The organism is Leifsonia sp. PARNA 1/14 (genome assembly GCF_055720965.1).
In genome coordinates, this window is record NZ_JBVQSP010000001.1 from 37,214 (window position 1) to 54,503 (window position 17,290).

Consider the following 17,290-nt stretch of genomic DNA (forward strand, 5'->3'; position numbering starts at 1 on the left):
GCCCAGGTGCACGGCGGTGATCGGCTGGCCCGGCTCGCCGATGAGGTCGATCACGTTGCCCATCCGCTGCACGTACTCGAAGAAGAGCCTGCTGGGGTCGTCGAGGTCGACGTGCGACTGCGGCGTCCCGTCGACGATCAGCTGGTATGCGCCCGGCACGAACCTGTCGGGCTCGATGCTGGCGAGGTAGCCGCTCTCCGCGAGGACGACCGACGGGATCGACGGGTTCTGGGGCACCCGACCAGCGTAGTCTCCACCCGATCTCCACCCGGATCTCCACCCGGATCTCCACTCGGTCTCCGCCGTCGGGAGGTCCCGCTCGACGCGCGCGACCACGACGCTGGAGGAGTGGCCGGATCCGCCGGCCGGAAGGACCTGACCTCCATGACCGTCCAGACGCTGACCAACGCGATCCTCATCCTGCTGCTGATCTGCTGGGTCGGCTACCGCCAGCTGACCTGGCGCCCGGTGTCCATCGCGAAGATGTGGCGGTTCCCGGCGATCATGTCGGTCGTCGGCGTCGTGCTGATCGTGCAGCAGGTGAAGCCGTCCGCGCTCACTCCGCTCGACATCGCCGTCGTCGCCGGCGAGCTCGTCCTCTCCCTCGGCGTCGGTGCCTGGATGGGCGCGATCGCGCACTTCCGCCCGCTGGAGTCCCCGGTGCAGCTCGGCAGCGATGCGCGCTACGTCGCGAGCTACGAGTCCCGCACCGGCGTGCTCGGCGTCGTGCTGTGGGTGCTGGTGATCGGCATCCGCGTCGGCGTCGACGTGCTCGCCTCCGCGGCCGGGTCGCACCTGGTGACCGCGACCGGCGTCATCTTCCTGGTCTTCGCCGCCAACCGCGCCGCCCGAACCGCCGTCTTCGCGGCGCGTCTCGATCGGCACGCCGCGCTCGCCGCATGATGGTCTCGTGGACTTCTGGACCAGACCGGGGCTGCTCGCCCTCGTCCTGAGCCTGCTCGGCGCCGTCGCGATCGGCTGGTCGCTGCTGCGCACCCACACCGAGGACCGCCCGGTGTGGGTGCTGGTCGTCGCCTTCGCGTCGGTGGCCGCATGGGCGCTGCGGGCCGTGCTCGGCTTCGTCGGGTGGAGGCGGTGGGCGCTGGCACTCAGTCTCGTCGCGGCGATCGCCGGCGCGTTCGTGGCGCCGGCGACCGATGGCCTCGCGATCGTGCCGGCCGCCGTCGCGGTGCTGTATCTGATCGGCGATCCGGAGCGGCCCCTCCAGCTCGGGGGAGCGGTCGCCGTGCTGAGCGCGGCCCTGGTCGCGGTCGGCGCCGTGCCGTTCGGCTCGCCCGTCGCGGCAGTTCTCGGCGAGATGGCCGGAATCGTGCTGGCCGCGTTCGCCGGCCTCAGCCGCCGCCAGTTCCGCACCAGCGAGGAGCAGGCGGCGCTCCTGCGCGAGCGCGACCTCGAGATGCGCGAGGAGGCCGCGCGCGTCGCCATCGCGCGCGACCTCCACGACGTGCTCGCCCACAGCCTCGGCGGGCTGGTCATCCAGCTCGACGCGGTCGACGCGCTGCTCGAAGCGGGCGACGCGACCGCGGCGCGCGACCGCGTCGTCGTCGCGCGGGGGCTCGCGGCCGAAGGGCTCGCGGAGGCGCGCAGGGCGGTCGCCGCGCTGCGCGACCCCGAGCGCTCCACGGCGGCGGAGACGGTGACGCCTGCCGACTTCCGCGCCACCCTCGACGACCTGGTCGCCGCACACCGCGCGCTCGGCGGCGCCGCCGACCTCCGCGTCTCGGGCGAGCCCCGGCCGCTCAGCACCAGCCAGGCGACGGCGCTGCAACGGGCGCTGCAGGAGGCCCTGAGCAACGCGCGCAAGCACGCGCCGGGTGCTTCGGTCGACGCCCGGCTCGACTGGACGACTGAGCGGGTGCTGCTCACCGTCTCCTCGCCCTTGGTCGCGTCGCCTCCCGCTGCGTCCGCGACCGGCTTCGAGCTCGCGAGCTCGGGAGGCGGCCACGGCCTCGAAGGGATGCGCGAGCGGTTCGCCGCCCTCCCGCTCGGCGGCTCGGCCACCGCGACCTCCGACGGCGGCCGGTTCACCGTCACGGCCGAGGCGAGGCTGGCATGAGCGCCGAGAACCCGTTCGCCGAGACCCCGATCCGCGTCGTCGTCGCCGACGACCAGGCGATCATCCGCGACGGGCTCGTGACCGTGCTCGGCCTCCTGCCCGACGTGGAGGTCGCGGGCGCCGCGGCGGACGGAGCGCAGGCCGTCGCACTCGCCGTGTCCGAGCGTCCCGACGTCGTGCTGATGGACCTCCGGATGCCGGTGCTCGACGGCGTCGGCGCCACCGAGCGCATCACGCGGGAGGCGCCGGGCGTCGCCGTGCTGGTGCTGACCACCTTCGCCGACGACGCGTCCATCCTCACCGCGTTGCGCGCCGGCGCCCGCGGCTACCTGACGAAGGACGCCGGCCGCGCCGAACTGGCCGCCGCGGTGCGCGCCGTCGCGCGCGGGCAGTCGACGTTCGCCCCGGAGGTCGGCGCCCGCATCGTGGGCTCGCTGACCTCGGCCGCGCCCGCCCGCGCGGCCGACCGTCCCGACGCGCTGGTCGCGCGGTTCCCGACGCTCACCCGGCGGGAGGCCGAGGTGCTCGGGCTGGTCGCCGACGGCCTCAGCAACGGCGAGATCGCCTCCGCCCTGTTCGTCGGCGGATCGACCGTGAAGACGCACATCAACGCCATCTTCGCCAAGCTCGGCGTGCAGACCCGTGCGCAGGCCATCGCCCTCGTGCGGCCCTAGCCGTAGCCCGACCGGTAGCCCGGCGCCGACTGGCGGAGGAGGATGTCGTCATGGCGGATCGGGTGCTGGTGACGGGCGGGTCGGGGTTCCTGGGTGCGCACTGCGTGCTCGCGCTGCTGGAGGCGGGCTACGACGTCCGCACGACGATCCGGTCGCCGCAGCGGGCGGCCGACGTGCGCTCGCAGCTGGCCGCTGGGGGCGTGCCCGATGCGGGTGACCGCCTCGAGTTCGCCGTCGCCGACCTCCTCGACGACGCCGGCTGGGCGGAGGCGGTCGCCGGCTGCCGGTACGTCCTGCACGTCGCCTCGCCGTTCCCGATGACCGAGCCGAAAGATCCCGACGAGCTGGTCCGCCCTGCCAGGGAGGGCGCCCTCCGCGTGCTGCGCGCCGCGCGCGACGCCGGCGTGGAGCGGGTCGTCCTCACCTCGTCGTTCGCCGCGATCGGCTACGGCCATGCACCCACGAAGCGCCCGTTCACGGAGGCCGACTGGACCGAGCTCGACAGCGGGCGGCCGATCAGCGCCTACGTCCGCTCCAAGACGCTCGCCGAGCACGCGGCGTGGGCCTTCTTGGCCAAGGAGGGCGGCGACCTCGAGCTCGCCACCGTCAACCCGGTCGGCATCCTCGGGCCCGTCCTCGGCCCCGACTACTCCAGCTCGGTCGAGCTCGTGAAGCTGCTGCGGGAGGGCCGCCTCCCTCGGCTGCCCGACGTGTACTTCGGCGTCGTCGACGTCCGCGACGTCGCCGGCCTCCACCTGCTCGCGATGACCCGGCCGGAGGCGGCGGGCGAGCGGTTCCTCGCGACCGCCGGGGACGCCCTGAGCGCGCCGGAGCTGGCGCTGCTGATCCGCGGCCACCTGGGTTCGCCGGCGGGGGACCGTGTGCGCACCGCCGTGATGCCGACGTGGGTCATCAAGGCCGCCGCACCGTTCAGCAGGCGGGTCCGCGGCTCGCTGCCCGACATCGGCGTCTACCGCAACGGCTCGTCCGACAAGGCGCGCAGCGTGCTCGGCTGGAGTCCGCGATCTCGTGAGGAAGCCGTATTCGCGACGGTCGACTCCCTCCCGCCGCGACTGCGCTGACCTGCGAGTTCGCCCGAAGAATCCCGCCCGGAGGATCACCCCGGAGTGGCGGGAATACCTGGCCGACCGCGCGGTTATACACCGAGACTGCGCTTCGGGTCAAGAAAAGACTGGACACGGCGCGTCAGTTTGACATATAGTGGTTCTTTGCGCTCCCAGCGCACACCCTTGCCTTCATATTGCGGTCGGCTCTGACTTTCCACGCACGCGTCTGGGCCCGGTTCACCGGGTCAGATACGGCGCCGCGCGACGTGTCTGGGAGTCCTCGTCCCTCACAACACCACATCTCGACCGACAGTAACTGGCCCGACGGGGCCCACGGAGGTTATTTCCTTGGCTGCTGCGCGCAACGCAACCAACACTGACAAGACACCCAAGAACGGACGAGGCGCATCTCGTCTTTCGTTCGCCAAGATCACGGACACCCTCACCGTTCCCGATCTGCTCGCATTGCAGACGGAGAGCTTCGACTGGCTGGTCGGAAACGACGCGTGGAAGGCACGCGTCGCCGAGGCCGAGGCCCAGGGTCGCCAGGATCTGCCCGCCAACACGGGCCTCGAGGAGATCTTCGAAGAGATCTCTCCGATCGAGGACCTCGGCGAGACCATGCAGCTCTCGTTCACGAACCCTTTCCTCGAAGAGAAGAAGTACTCGATCGACGAGTGCAAAGAGAAGGGCAAGACCTACGCGGCCCCGCTCTACGTCGAGGCCGAGTTCATGAACCACCTCACGGGTGAGATCAAGACCCAGACGGTCTTCATGGGCGACTTCCCGCTCATGACCGAGAAGGGCACCTTCATCATCAACGGCACCGAGCGTGTCGTCGTCTCCCAGCTCGTCCGCTCGCCGGGCGTCTACTTCGAGGCCGCAGCAGACAAGACGTCCGACAAGGACATCTACTCGGCGCGCGTCATCCCGAGCCGCGGTGCGTGGCTCGAGTTCGAGATCGACAAGCGCGATCAGGTCGGTGTCCGCATCGACCGCAAGCGCAAGCAGTCGGTCACCGTCTTCCTCAAGGCCCTCGGCCTCACGAGCGAGGAGATCCTCAGCGAGTTCGCCGGCTACCAGTCGATCGAGCTCACCCTCGAGAAGGACGCCATCCTCACCAAGGAGGAGGCGCTGAAGGACATCTACCGCAAGCTGCGTCCGGGCGAGCAGGTCGCCGCCGAGGCCGCGCGTGCGCTGCTGGACAACTTCTACTTCAACCCGAAGCGCTACGACCTCGCCAAGGTCGGCCGGTACAAGATCAACCGCAAGCTCGGCCTCGAGGCCCCGCTGACGGACTCCGTGCTGACCGTGCAGGACATCCTCGCCACGATCAAGTACCTGGTCGCCCTCCACGACGGCCGGACCACGTTCAGGGGCCTGCGGGGCGGCGTCGAGACCGACATCCGTCTCGACACCGACGACATCGACCACTTCGGCAACCGTCGCATCCGCGCCGTCGGCGAGCTCATCCAGAACCAGGTCCGTACGGGCCTGAGCCGCATGGAGCGCGTCGTGCGCGAGCGCATGACCACGCAGGACATCGAGGCGATCACCCCGCAGACCCTGATCAACGTGCGACCGGTCGTAGCCGCGATCAAGGAGTTCTTCGGAACGTCCCAGCTGTCGCAGTTCATGGACCAGAACAACCCGCTCGCGGGCCTGACCCACAAGCGCCGCCTGTCGGCGCTGGGCCCGGGTGGTCTGAGCCGTGAGCGCGCGGGCGTCGAGGTCCGCGACGTGCACCCCTCGCACTACGGCCGCATGTGCCCGATCGAGACGCCGGAAGGCCCGAACATCGGTCTGATCGGCTCGCTCGCGTCGTTCGCGCGGATCAACTCGTTCGGTTTCATCGAGACCCCGTACCGCAAGGTCGTCGAGGGTCGCGTCACCGACCAGATCGACTACCTCACCGCTTCGGAGGAGGACGACTTCGTCGTCGCGCAGGCCAACGCCCCGCTCGACCCGAGCGGCCACTTCACCGAGGAGCGCGTGCTCGCCCGTCAGAAGGGCGGCGAGGTCGACCTGATCCCCGCCGACGAGATCGGCTACATGGACGTCTCCCCGCGCCAGATGGTGTCGGTGGGTACCTCCCTGATCCCGTTCCTCGAGCACGATGACGCCAACCGAGCCCTCATGGGTGCGAACATGCAGCGCCAGGCGGTGCCGCTGCTCCGCTCGGAGAGCCCGGTCGTCGGAACCGGTATGGAGGGCTACGCGGCCATCGACGCCGGTGACGTGGTCACCGCCGACAAGTCCGGCGTGGTCTCCGAGGTCTCGGCCGACGCCGTCACCGTCCAGGCTGACGACGGCACGATCAAGACCTACTACCTGCGCAAGTTCGACCGCTCCAACCAGGGCACCTCGTACAACCACCGCGTGGTCGTCGACGAGGGCGACCGGATCGAGGCGGGCGAGGTCGTCGCAGACGGCCCGGCCACCGAGAACGGCGAGCTCGCGCTCGGCAAGAACCTCCTCGTGGCGTTCATGCCGTGGGAGGGTCACAACTTCGAGGACGCGATCATCCTCAGCCAGAACCTGGTGAAGGACGACACCCTCTCCTCGATCCACATCGAGGAGTACGAGGTCGATGCCCGCGACACCAAGCTGGGCAAGGAGGAGATCACCCGCGACCTGCCGAACGTCAGCCCGGACCTCCTGGCCGACCTCGACGAGCGCGGCATCATCCGCATCGGCGCCGAGGTGCGCCCCGGCGACATCCTCGTCGGCAAGGTCACCCCGAAGGGCGAGACCGAGCTGTCGGCCGAGGAGCGCCTGCTCCGCGCGATCTTCAACGAGAAGAGCCGCGAGGTGCGCGACACGTCCCTCAAGGTCCCGCACGGCGAGGAGGGCACCATCATCGGTGTCAAGGTCTTCGACGCGCAGGACGGCGACGACGAGCTCGGTTCCGGCGTGAACCAGCGCGTGGTGGTGTACATCGCCCAGAAGCGCAAGATCACCGCGGGTGACAAGCTCGCCGGCCGTCACGGCAACAAGGGCGTCATCTCGAAGATCCTCCCGGTCGAGGACATGCCGTTCCTCGCGGACGGCACGCCCGTCGACGTCATCCTCAACCCGCTGGGTGTGCCCGGTCGAATGAACTTCGGCCAGGTCCTCGAGATCCACCTCGGGTGGATCGCGAAGAACGGCTGGGAGATCTCCGGCAAGCCCAAGTGGGCCGCCGACCTCCCCGAGGCCGCGCACAGCGCAGCGCCCAACACCAAGGTCGCAACCCCGGTGTTCGACGGCGCCAAGGAGGAGGAGATCGCGGGTCTGCTCGACTCGACGCTCCCGACGCGTGACGGCGACCGTCTGATCGGCTCGTCCGGCAAGACGCAGCTGTTCGACGGCCGCTCCGGCGAGCCCTACCCGGACCCGGTGTCGGTCGGCTACATGTACATCCTGAAGCTGCACCACCTGGTCGACGACAAGATCCACGCGCGTTCGACCGGCCCGTACTCGATGATCACCCAGCAGCCGCTCGGTGGTAAGGCGCAGTTCGGCGGTCAGCGCTTCGGTGAGATGGAGGTGTGGGCCCTCGAGGCCTACGGAGCCGCGTACGCGCTCCAGGAGCTCCTGACCATCAAGTCGGATGACATCCTCGGCCGCGTCAAGGTCTACGAGGCCATCGTCAAGGGTGAGAACATCCAGGAGCCGGGCATCCCGGAGTCCTTCAAGGTCCTCATCAAGGAGATGCAATCCCTCTGCCTGAACGTGGAGGTCCTCTCGGCCGACGGCCAGGCGGTCAGCCTGCGCGACGCCGACGACGAGGCCTTCCGCGCTGCGGAGGAGCTCGGCATCAACATCTCCTCCCGGTTCGAGTCGTCGTCGATCGACGAAATCTGACCCGGTAGCCAGACCCAACTGACGAATCTTTTCTAGGAGAGAGTAAACATTGCTCGAATCGACAACATTTGACGAGCTGCGTATCGGACTGGCCACCGCTGACGACATCCGTCGCTGGAGCTACGGCGAGGTCAAGAAGCCCGAGACGATCAACTACCGCACGCTGAAGCCCGAGAAGGACGGCCTGTTCGGAGAGCAGATCTTCGGCCCGTCCCGCGACTGGGAGTGCTCGTGCGGCAAGTACAAGCGCGTCCGCTTCAAGGGCATCGTGTGCGAGCGCTGTGGCGTGGAGGTCACCAAGTCCTCCGTGCGCCGCGAGCGCATGGGCCACATCGAGCTGGCCGCGCCGGTCACGCACATCTGGTACTTCAAGGGTGTGCCCAGCCGCCTCGGCTACCTGCTCGACATGGCGCCGAAGGACCTCGAGAAGGTCATCTACTTCGCCGCCTACATGGTGATCGAGGTCGATGAGGACGGCCGTCACGCCGACCTCCCTGGCCTCGAGAACGAGCTGCGCCTGGAGATCAAGACGCTGTCCGACCAGCGCGACGCCCGCGTCGCCGAGCGTCTGCAGCGCCTCGAGACCGATCTCGCCGCCCTCGAGGAGGAAGGTGCCAAGGCCGACCAGAAGCGTCGCGTCAAGGACACCTCCGAGAAGGAGATGGGCCAGATCCGCAAGTCCTACGACGAGGACATCGCCCGTCTGGAGCGCGTGTGGGAGTCCTTCCGCACCCTCAAGGTCGGCGACCTCAAGCCGGAGGATGCGGACTTCAACGAGCTCGTCGACCGCTACGGCCTGTACTTCGAGGCCTTCATGGGCGCCGAGGCGATCAAGCGTCGCCTGCAGTCCTTCGACCTGACCGCCGAGGCCGAACTGCTCCGCGAGCAGATCGCGAACGGCAAGGGCCAGAAGAAGATCCGCGCCATCAAGCGCCTGCGCGTGGTGTCGTCGTTCCTGGCGACCGGCAATTCGCCGGCCGCGATGGTGCTCGACGTGGTCCCGGTCATCCCGCCGGAGCTGCGCCCGATGGTCCAGCTCGACGGTGGCCGTTTCGCGACCTCCGACCTGAACGACCTCTACCGTCGCGTGATCAACCGCAACAACCGTCTGCGCCGACTGCTCGACCTCGGTGCTCCCGAGATCATCGTGAACAACGAGAAGCGCATGCTCCAGGAGGCCGTCGACGCACTGTTCGACAACGGCCGCCGCGGCCGCCCGGTCACGGGCACCGGCAACCGCGCGCTCAAGTCCCTCAGCGACATGCTGAAGGGAAAGCAGGGCCGGTTCCGCCAGAACCTGCTCGGCAAGCGCGTGGACTACTCGGGCCGTTCGGTCATCATCGTGGGTCCGCAGCTCAAGCTGCACCAGTGCGGTCTGCCCAAGCAGATGGCGCTGGAGCTGTTCAAGCCGTTCGTGATCAAGCGCCTGATCGACCTGAGCCACGCTCAGAACATCAAGGCCGCCAAGCGCATGGTGGAGCGTTCGCGCCCGCAGGTCTGGGACGTGCTCGAGGAGATCATCCGCGAGCGCCCGGTCCTCCTGAACCGCGCGCCCACCCTGCACCGTCTCGGCATCCAGGCGTTCGAGCCGCAGCTCGTCGAGGGCAAGGCCATCCAGCTCCACCCGCTGGTGTGCGCCGCCTTCAACGCGGACTTCGACGGCGACCAGATGGCCGTGCACCTTCCGCTGTCGGTGGAGGCCCAGGCCGAGGCCCGCATCCTGATGCTCGCCTCGAACAACATCCTGAAGCCGTCCGACGGCCGCCCGGTCACCCTGCCCTCGCAGGACATGATCATCGGTCTGCACCACCTCACCACCGTCCGCGAGGGCGCTGAGGGTGAGGGTCGCGCGTTCTCCTCGGTCTCCGAGGCGATCCTCGCGAAGGACCAGGGCTCGCTGCACCTCAACGCGATGGTGAAGATCCGCCTCGACAACTACGTGCCGTCGGACGCCGCCGACACGGGTGCCGAGCCGATCACCGCGATCGTGGAGACCACGCTCGGCCGGGCCCTCTTCAACGAGGCGCTGCCGGCGGACTACCCCTACGTGGAGGCCGTCGCCGACAAGGGCCAGATCTCGTCGATCGTCAACGCCCTCGCCGAGCGGTACCCGAAGGTGGAGGTCGCCGCCGCGCTCGACCGGATCAAGGACGCCGGCTTCTACTGGGGCACCCGCTCGGGCGTCACGGTGTCGCTGAGCGACATCCTGACCCCGCCGAACAAGGCGCAGATCGTGGCCGGCTACGAGAAGAAGGCTGCCAAGATCACCGCCGAGTTCGAGAAGGGTCTCACGACCGACCTCGAGCGTCGCCAGGAGCTGGTGAAGATCTGGACCGAGGCGACCAACGAGGTGGCCGAGGCCATGCGCGCCAACTTCCCGGCCGACAACACCATCAACCGCATGGTCACGTCGGGTGCCCGTGGTAACTGGCTGCAGGTGCGCAACATCGCCGGTATGCGTGGTCTGGTGAACAACCCGAAGGGTGAGATCATCCCCCGTCCGATCATCTCCTCGTACCGCGAGGGTCTGTCGGTGGCGGAGTACTTCATCGCGACGCACGGTGCCCGTAAGGGTCTGGCCGACACGGCTCTCCGTACGGCCGACTCGGGTTACCTGACCCGTCGTCTGGTGGACGTCTCGCAGGATGTCATCATCCGCGAGGACGACTGCGGCACGACCAAGGGTCTCGACCTCCCGATCGCGACCGTGGACGCCGAGGGCGTGCTCACCCGCGACCCGAACGTCGAGAACTCCGTGTTCGCGCGCACCCTCGCCGCTGACGCCGTCGGCACCGACGGCACCGTGGTGGCGAAGGCGGGCGAGGACGTGGGCGACGTGCTCATCGACAAGCTGGTGGCCGCCGGCGTGACCGACATCAAGGTCCGCTCCGTGCTCACCTGCGAGTCGGCGGTCGGCGTCTGCGCCGCCTGCTACGGCCGTTCGCTCGCGACCGGCAAGCTCGTCGACATCGGCGAGGCGGTCGGCATCATCGCCGCCCAGTCGATCGGTGAGCCCGGAACGCAGCTGACGATGCGTACCTTCCACACCGGTGGTTCGGCCTCCGCGGACGACATCACCCAGGGTCTGCCGCGCGTGCAGGAGCTGTTCGAGGCCCGTACCCCCAAGGGTGCGTCCCCGATCGCCGAGGCCGCCGGCCGCATCGTCATCGAGGAGACGGACAAGTCCCGCAAGGTCATCCTGACCCCGGACAACGGCGACGAGCCGCACGTCTACCCGGTGCTGAAGCGCTCCACCCTCCTCGTGGAGGACGGCCAGCGCGTCGAGCTCGGCCAGCAGCTGATCGTCGGCACCGTCGACCCGAAGGAAGTCCTCCGGGTCAAGGGCGTCCGCGAGGTGCAGAAGCACCTGGTGGGCGGCGTGCAGGGCGTCTACCGCTCGCAGGGTGTGCCGATCCACGACAAGCACATCGAGGTCATCGTCCGTCAGATGCTCCGCAAGGTCACCGTCGTCGACCACGGCGACACCGACCTGCTTCCGGGTGAGCTCGTCGACCGTTCGCGGTACAACGAGATCAACCGCGCTGCGCTGACCGAGGGCAAGAAGACGGCGTCCGCCCGTCAGGAGGTCATGGGTATCACCAAGGCCTCGCTGGCGACCGAGTCGTGGCTGTCGGCCGCGTCCTTCCAGGAGACCACCCGCGTCCTGACGCAGGCGGCCATGGAGGGCAAGTCCGACCCGCTGATCGGTCTCAAGGAGAACGTCATCATCGGTAAGCTCATCCCGGCCGGAACGGGTCTGTCGCGCTACCGGAACGTCTCGGTGGAGGCGACGGAGGAGGCCAAGGCGGAGCGGTACCCCAACCGCATCTTCGCCGACGACTCCGCGTTCAGCGAGAACGACCTGAGCTTCGTCGACTTCGACAGCTTCAGCTCGGACGACTACACCCCGGGCACCTACAACTAAGCAGGTAGTCCGTACCACGAAGGCCCCCGGCTCACGCCGGGGGCCTTCGTCGTTCGTGTGGGCCGGCATACGCGACAATAGAGGGGTGTGGAGGCTTCTGGAGTACACGGACACCGTCGGTCGCTCGATGCTGGGCTTCGCCGCCGTCGCGCTCGTGGTCGCCGTGGTGAGCTTCGTCGTAGGCATCGTCCAGGTGACCACCGGTCATGCCGCCGCCACCCTCCCGTTCTGGCTGACCACGATGGGTTGCGCCGTCCTCGGCGGCATCCTGGTGTACCTCGCGAGCCGCCGCGGAGACCTCCGCCACCACTGATCCGCGCGCCCCTCAGCGCTGACCCCCGCGCGCGGGGCACCCGCAAGCGGGTCTGTTCCGCGTGCTGACGCGGCGGTTACGGTGACAAGGCTTCGCCCCGCCCGGAGTCTCGCCCGGGTGACGGCGATGCTCTGTCGGTTTACCCGAGGCCGACAGGACTTCTATCCGAGGAGGTCCCCGTGGCGTCCATGACCGAGATCCTCATCCTGCACGGCCATCTCCCGATCGAGTACCTGGACCGTGTCGAGACCGAGCCGAGTGCCGACGAGGCCGTCGTCCGCGAGCTGCTGAGCCGTGGGGCGATCACCGCCGGGCAGCTCGCGCGCGCCCGTGCGGCGCAGTCCGGCCTGCCCTTCGTCGAGCTCGCCGACTACCCGGTCGACCGCACGGCCGTCGCCCTGATCCCCGGTGTGATCTGCCGCCGGCACACCGTGCTGCCCATCGGCACCGCCGACGGTTCCGTCGTGCTGGCCATGGCCGACCCCGGCAACGTCTTCGCGCTCGACGACGTGCGCGCGGCGGCACGCATGGGTGTGACCCCGGTCGTCGCCGACGAGGCCGACCTTCTGACCGCGATCGACCGGTACATCCGCGCCGACGACGAGCTCAGCGACCTCACCACCACGCTGGAGGAGGAGTCCGCCCCTGTCGAGGATCAGAGCGCCCTGACCGACTCCGACGACGAGGCGCCCATCGTGCGGTTCGTGAACCTGCTCGTCAGCCAGGCCATCCAAGACCACGCCTCCGACATCCACATCGAGCCGGCCGAGCACGACGTGCGCGTGCGGTATCGGATCGACGGCGTGCTGCACGCGATGCAGAGCGCGCCCAAGGCGATCCAGAACGGTGTGATCTCCCGCCTCAAGATCATGAGCGACATCGACATCGCCGAGCGTCGCAAGCCGCAGGACGGCCGGATGTCCGTCGTGCACGGCGGCAGGCAGATCGACCTGCGCGTTGCCACCCTGCCGACGGTGTGGGGCGAGAAGGTCGTCATGCGGATCCTGGACAACTCGAACACCGGGATGACGCTCACCGACCTCAACCTGCTCGAGCGCAACTTCGAGACCTACCGCGCGTCGTACTCCAAGCCGTACGGGATGATCCTCGTCACCGGCCCGACCGGGTCGGGCAAGTCGACCACCCTGTACACGACGCTGAACGCCGTGGCGCGCCCCGAGATCAACGTGATCACCGTCGAGGACCCGGTCGAGTACCGGATGGCGGGCATCAACCAGGTGCAGGTCAACCCGAAGGCGGGCCTGACGTTCGCGAGCGCGCTGCGCAGCATCCTCCGCAGCGACCCGGACGTCGTGCTGCTGGGCGAGATCCGCGACCACGAGACCGCGCAGATCGCCATCGAGGCATCGCTCACCGGCCACCTCGTGCTGTCGACACTGCACACCAACGATGCGCCCAGCGCCGTGACCCGCCTGACCGAGATGGACATCGAGCCGTTCCTCGTCGGTTCCGCGCTCGACTGCGTGGTGGCTCAGCGCCTTGCGCGGCGGCTCTGCGAGAGGTGCAAGCAGCCCGGCGCGTACACGCACGAGGATCTGCTGCGGCTGCGGTTCCCTGTGGACATCCAGCAGCCGCTGCCTCAGCTCCTCGTGCCCGTGGGATGCCCGTCGTGCTCCAACACCGGCTACCGCGGCCGGATCGCGGTGCACGAAGTGATGGCCGTGACGGAGGACATCGAACGGCTCGCCGTCGAACGTGCCTCGAGCGCGGAGATCGGACGCACTGCTCGCGAGCAGGGCATGCTGACCCTGCGCGAAGACGGCTGGGAGAAGGTCAAGCGCGGCATGACGTCCGTGGAAGAGATCCTGCGAGTGGTGGCGTGACCACGACGACCCCGAACAAATGACGAAGGAGGGCCCATGACCGACGGGAACGACCAGAGCTGGGGCGGCTTCCCGCCGCCGACGGCGAAGCCGCTGTACGAGATCCCCGTCACGCCGCAGGGCGCGGCGGCCGACGGCTGGGCGCCGGGCGCCGGCGTGCCGTTGGCTCCGCCGAGCTGGGAGCCGCCTGCGTTCACGCATCCGGCCTACCCGGCGACGGAGGCGTATCCCGCGCTCGTGGAACCGGTCGCCCCCGCGACTCCCTCGTACCAGGCCCCACCGACGCAGAACTCGGTCGTCTACTCGCTCGACGGCCCGACGGGCGGCGGCACGGTCGGCTACGACCACTCCGCACCCGTGACGCGACTCGTGCCGGAGGGGCGCCGCGCCGCCGAGCCCGTGCTCTCAGCGTCCCCGGTCGTCGCCGCGGCGCCCGTCTTCGCCGAGGACACCGGCACGCTTACGCCGGACGAAAGGGAGGCCCTCGCCAAGGCAGACCCGGAGCTCCTCGCGGCGCTCCGGGAGGTCGTCCTGCAGCGCGCGTCCGACCTCCACGTGACGGTTGGCGCGGCTCCGATGGTGCGCATCGACGGCGCGCTCACTCCGGCCGTCGCGTCCGAGCCGTGGGGGCACGAGCGAACCCTCGACGCCCTGCAGAGCCTCCTGAGCGAGCGCCAGGCCGAGATCTTCAAACGGGAACTCGAGCTGGACTTCGCGTTCACGATCTCGGCTAACTCCCGCTTCCGCGTCAACTTCTACCAGCAGCGCGGGTCTGTCGGTGCGGCGTTCCGTCTCATCCCCACCGAGATCAAGCAGCTGCGCGAGTTGGGTGTGCCCGAGGCGATCGGCGGGTTCGCCGGCCTCCCACGCGGACTCGTGCTCGTGACCGGCCCGACCGGTTCGGGCAAGTCGACGACGCTCGCCGCGCTCATCGACCTGGTCAATTCGACCCGCGCCGACCACATCGTGACGGTCGAGGACCCGATCGAGTTCATGCACACGCACAAGAAGTCGATCGTCAACCAGCGCGAGGTCGGCCACGACACGCACAGCTTCAACAACGCCCTCAAGCACGTCCTCCGCCAGGACCCGGACGTGATCCTGATCGGCGAGCTCCGCGACCTTGAGACCATCTCGGTCGCGCTGACCGCCGCAGAGACCGGCCACCTCGTGTTCGCGACGCTGCATACGCAGGACGCACCGCAGACCATCGACCGCGTGATCGACGTCTTCCCGCCGCACCAGCAGGACCAGGTGCGCGCGCAGCTCGCCGGCACCCTGCGGGGCGTGGTCTGCCAGACTCTCGTCAAGCGCGCGTCCGGCAAGGGCCGCGTCGTCGCGACGGAAGTGCTGATGATGACGCCCGCCATCGCCAACCTCATCCGCGAGGGCAAGACGTACCAGATCGCTTCGGCCATGCAGGCGGGCCGCGGCGAAGGCATGCACACGATGGACCAGCATCTCGCAGAACTCGTGGACAGCGGCACGATCACCCGCCGCGCGGCCATGGACAAGGCGCACGATCTGGAGAGCATCAGCCGGCTGATCTCGCGCGTCGACTCGACGTCGGACGCAGCCACCGCCGCGATCGCGGCCAGCGGGCCGGATTTCGGCGACAGCTTCTCGGGAGTGGTGAGGTAGATGGCCGGTTCGACCACGTACGCCTATCGCGGCAGGAACGCCGACGGCAAGATCGTCAAAGGGAGGCTCGACGCGCCGGGAGAGTCCGCCGTCGCGTCGCGGTTGAGGACCATGGGTCTCTCGCCCGTCTCGATCGAGGAGGCGCCCGACGGCACCGGGCTCAACCGGGAGATCAATCTCGGCTTCGGCTCGGGTGTGAAGCTCAAGGATCTCGCGATCATGAGCCGTCAGATGGCCACCATGATCGGCTCCGGACTGTCGATCCTGCGGACGCTCCACATCATCGCCGAGCAGACCGAGAACAAGAAACTCGCTTCGATCATGGGCAACGTCCGCGACGATGTGGAGTCCGGCCTCGCCATCTCCGATGCCATGCGCAAGCACGGCGACGCCTTCCCGCCGCTGATGGTGAACATGGTGCGTGCGGGCGAGACCGGCGGCTTCCTGGACTCGTCGCTGGAGGCCGTGGCCACCAACTTCGAGAAGGAAGTCAAACTTCGTGGAACGATCAAATCGGCGCTGACGTATCCCGTCATCGTCCTGATCATGTCCCTGGTGGCCGTGGTGGCGATGCTGCTCTTCATCGTGCCGGTCTTCGAGAACATGTTCAAAGGATTGGGCGGCCAACTGCCCCTGCCGACGATGATCCTCGTCGAGCTCTCGCACGCGATGGTCTGGATCGCGCCCGTCCTGCTCGTCGGCGGCATCGCGGGCGGCATCTGGTGGTCCCGCAACAAGAACACCGAGGCCGTGCGCCGCCGAGTGGATCCGTTGAAGCTCAAGCTGCCGGTCTTCGGTCCGCTTCTGAAGAAGATCGCGGTTGCCCGCTTCAGCCGGAACTTCGCGAACATGATCGGCGCGGGCGTCCCGATCCTCCAGGCGCTGAAGATCGTCGGAGAGACCTCCGGCAACTGGGTCATAGAGAACGCGCTCGTGAAAGTGGCCGATTCGGTCCGCCAGGGCGAGTCGATCGCCGGCCCGCTGGCGCAGCAGCCGGTGTTTCCTGCGATGGTCATCCAGATGATCGCGGTCGGCGAGGACTCCGGCTCCCTGGAGACCATGCTGAACAAGATCGCCGACTTCTACGACCAGGAGGTCGAGTCGGCGACGGAGCAGCTCACCGCCATGATCGAGCCCCTGATGATCGCGTTCCTGGGCGTCGTCATCGGCGGCATGGTCATCGCTCTCTACATGCCGATCTTCCAGATCTCCAGCCTCGTCAAGTGACCGTTCACATCTGACTATCCCCTGAATGAGGGCTCCCCAGAACTGGGGTGACATATCAAAGAAAAAGCCCCCTTTTGTGGGATTCTGCCGAAAAAATCCTCGGAAATACCATCAAGCCAACGGACGGGTTCTCGCTCCCATCCGGATCCGCATCCACCCGACCGAATGGACACTGCAATGTACTTCCGTCTCATGGGCAAGCTGAACGCTCGCCGCAAGGGCCTCCTGGAGGAGGGCGAAAAGGGCTTCACCCTGATCGAGCTCCTCGTGGTGGTCATCATCATCGGCATCCTCGCCGCGATCGCCATCCCGGTGTACCTGGGCATCCAGGACAGCGCGAAGGACTCGGCCGTCAAGTCCGACCTGACCAACGGCAAGACCGCGATCGTGGGTTGGATGAACGACAACCCCGGCAAGGCCTACACCGACGCCGGTACGGCGATCTTCACGGGCACCGGGCTCGGAACGGACGCTGCCAAGTACGGCGCCACGCTGAGCGACAACACCACCTCGCTCACCTTCTCGACCCCGACCGGGTTCGGGTTCTGCATCGTCGGCGTCAGCAAGAGCTCGTCGACCCCGTCGTTCAACATCACCGACACCACGGGCGCCAAGAAGGGCACCACGTGCGGGACCAACACTCCGTAATCGAACTCCCACACAGCTGAAAGGGGCG

At 68.4% G+C, this 17,290-nt stretch carries 11 protein-coding genes and 1 pseudogene; 11 read left to right on the plus strand and 1 reads right to left on the minus strand.

Features of this window, described 5'->3' with window-relative positions:
• A pseudogene (locus tag AC0HS0_RS00195) lies at positions 1–237 on the minus strand (spermine synthase); the annotation flags it as partial.
• A 147-nt stretch (positions 238–384) separates the two neighbouring features.
• Here AC0HS0_RS00195 and AC0HS0_RS00200 point away from each other — a divergent pair.
• The 11 genes from AC0HS0_RS00200 (at position 385) to AC0HS0_RS00250 (ending at position 17,262) form a co-directional block, all read left to right on the plus strand.
• Positions 385–903: a hypothetical protein gene (locus AC0HS0_RS00200; RefSeq protein ID WP_472960825.1), complete on the plus strand. Its 519-nt coding sequence runs from the start codon at positions 385–387 to the stop codon at positions 901–903.
• A 7-nt stretch (positions 904–910) separates the two neighbouring features.
• A complete protein-coding gene (locus AC0HS0_RS00205) occupies positions 911–2,077 on the plus strand; it encodes a sensor histidine kinase (RefSeq protein WP_472960827.1) in 1,167 nt (388 codons plus the stop codon).
• Positions 2,074–2,751 carry a response regulator transcription factor gene (locus tag AC0HS0_RS00210; protein WP_472960828.1) on the plus strand — a complete coding sequence of 226 codons (678 nt, stop codon included), beginning with the start codon at positions 2,074–2,076 and terminating at the stop codon, positions 2,749–2,751. The genes AC0HS0_RS00205 and AC0HS0_RS00210 overlap by 4 nt, the downstream gene beginning before the upstream one ends.
• Before the next feature lie 50 nt (positions 2,752–2,801).
• Positions 2,802–3,833: an SDR family oxidoreductase gene (locus AC0HS0_RS00215; RefSeq protein WP_472960829.1), complete on the plus strand. Its 1,032-nt coding sequence runs from the start codon at positions 2,802–2,804 to the stop codon at positions 3,831–3,833.
• A 333-nt stretch (positions 3,834–4,166) separates the two neighbouring features.
• Positions 4,167–7,664, plus strand: coding sequence for a DNA-directed RNA polymerase subunit beta (rpoB, locus tag AC0HS0_RS00220; RefSeq protein ID WP_472960831.1), 3,498 nt, complete (start codon positions 4,167–4,169; stop codon positions 7,662–7,664).
• A gap of 49 nt (positions 7,665–7,713) precedes the next feature.
• Positions 7,714–11,589: a DNA-directed RNA polymerase subunit beta' gene (rpoC, locus tag AC0HS0_RS00225; RefSeq protein ID WP_472960832.1), complete on the plus strand. Its 3,876-nt coding sequence runs from the start codon at positions 7,714–7,716 to the stop codon at positions 11,587–11,589.
• Between the two features lie 85 nt (positions 11,590–11,674).
• Positions 11,675–11,902: a hypothetical protein gene (locus AC0HS0_RS00230; RefSeq protein ID WP_472960833.1), complete on the plus strand. Its 228-nt coding sequence runs from the start codon at positions 11,675–11,677 to the stop codon at positions 11,900–11,902.
• Between the two features lie 179 nt (positions 11,903–12,081).
• The gene (locus AC0HS0_RS00235) at positions 12,082–13,746 is read left to right on the plus strand and encodes a GspE/PulE family protein (RefSeq protein WP_472960834.1); all 1,665 of its coding nucleotides are present in this window, start codon (positions 12,082–12,084) and stop codon (positions 13,744–13,746) included.
• 36 nt (positions 13,747–13,782) lie between these two features.
• Positions 13,783–15,387, plus strand: coding sequence for a type IV pilus twitching motility protein PilT (locus AC0HS0_RS00240; RefSeq protein WP_472960835.1), 1,605 nt, complete (start codon positions 13,783–13,785; stop codon positions 15,385–15,387).
• Complete coding sequence (locus tag AC0HS0_RS00245) at positions 15,388–16,614, plus strand: type II secretion system F family protein (protein ID WP_472960837.1); 1,227 nt, start codon at positions 15,388–15,390, stop codon at positions 16,612–16,614.
• 177 nt (positions 16,615–16,791) lie between these two features.
• The gene (locus tag AC0HS0_RS00250) at positions 16,792–17,262 is read left to right on the plus strand and encodes a type II secretion system protein (RefSeq protein ID WP_472960839.1); all 471 of its coding nucleotides are present in this window, start codon (positions 16,792–16,794) and stop codon (positions 17,260–17,262) included.
• The last annotated feature ends 28 nt before the right edge of the window (positions 17,263–17,290 follow it).

Excerpts from the sequence above, each read along its gene's own strand:
- AC0HS0_RS00250 (WP_472960839.1), top strand. The coding sequence starts at position 16,792 with ATGTACTTCCGTCTCATGGGCAAGCTGAACGCTCGCCGCAAGGGCCTC.
- AC0HS0_RS00210 (WP_472960828.1), top strand. The coding sequence starts at position 2,074 with ATGAGCGCCGAGAACCCGTTCGCCGAGACCCCGATCCGCGTCGTCGTC.
- AC0HS0_RS00245 (WP_472960837.1), top strand. The coding sequence starts at position 15,388 with ATGGCCGGTTCGACCACGTACGCCTATCGCGGCAGGAACGCCGACGGC.
- AC0HS0_RS00200 (WP_472960825.1), top strand. The coding sequence starts at position 385 with ATGACCGTCCAGACGCTGACCAACGCGATCCTCATCCTGCTGCTGATC.
- AC0HS0_RS00240 (WP_472960835.1), top strand. The coding sequence starts at position 13,783 with ATGACCGACGGGAACGACCAGAGCTGGGGCGGCTTCCCGCCGCCGACG.
- AC0HS0_RS00215 (WP_472960829.1), top strand. The coding sequence starts at position 2,802 with ATGGCGGATCGGGTGCTGGTGACGGGCGGGTCGGGGTTCCTGGGTGCG.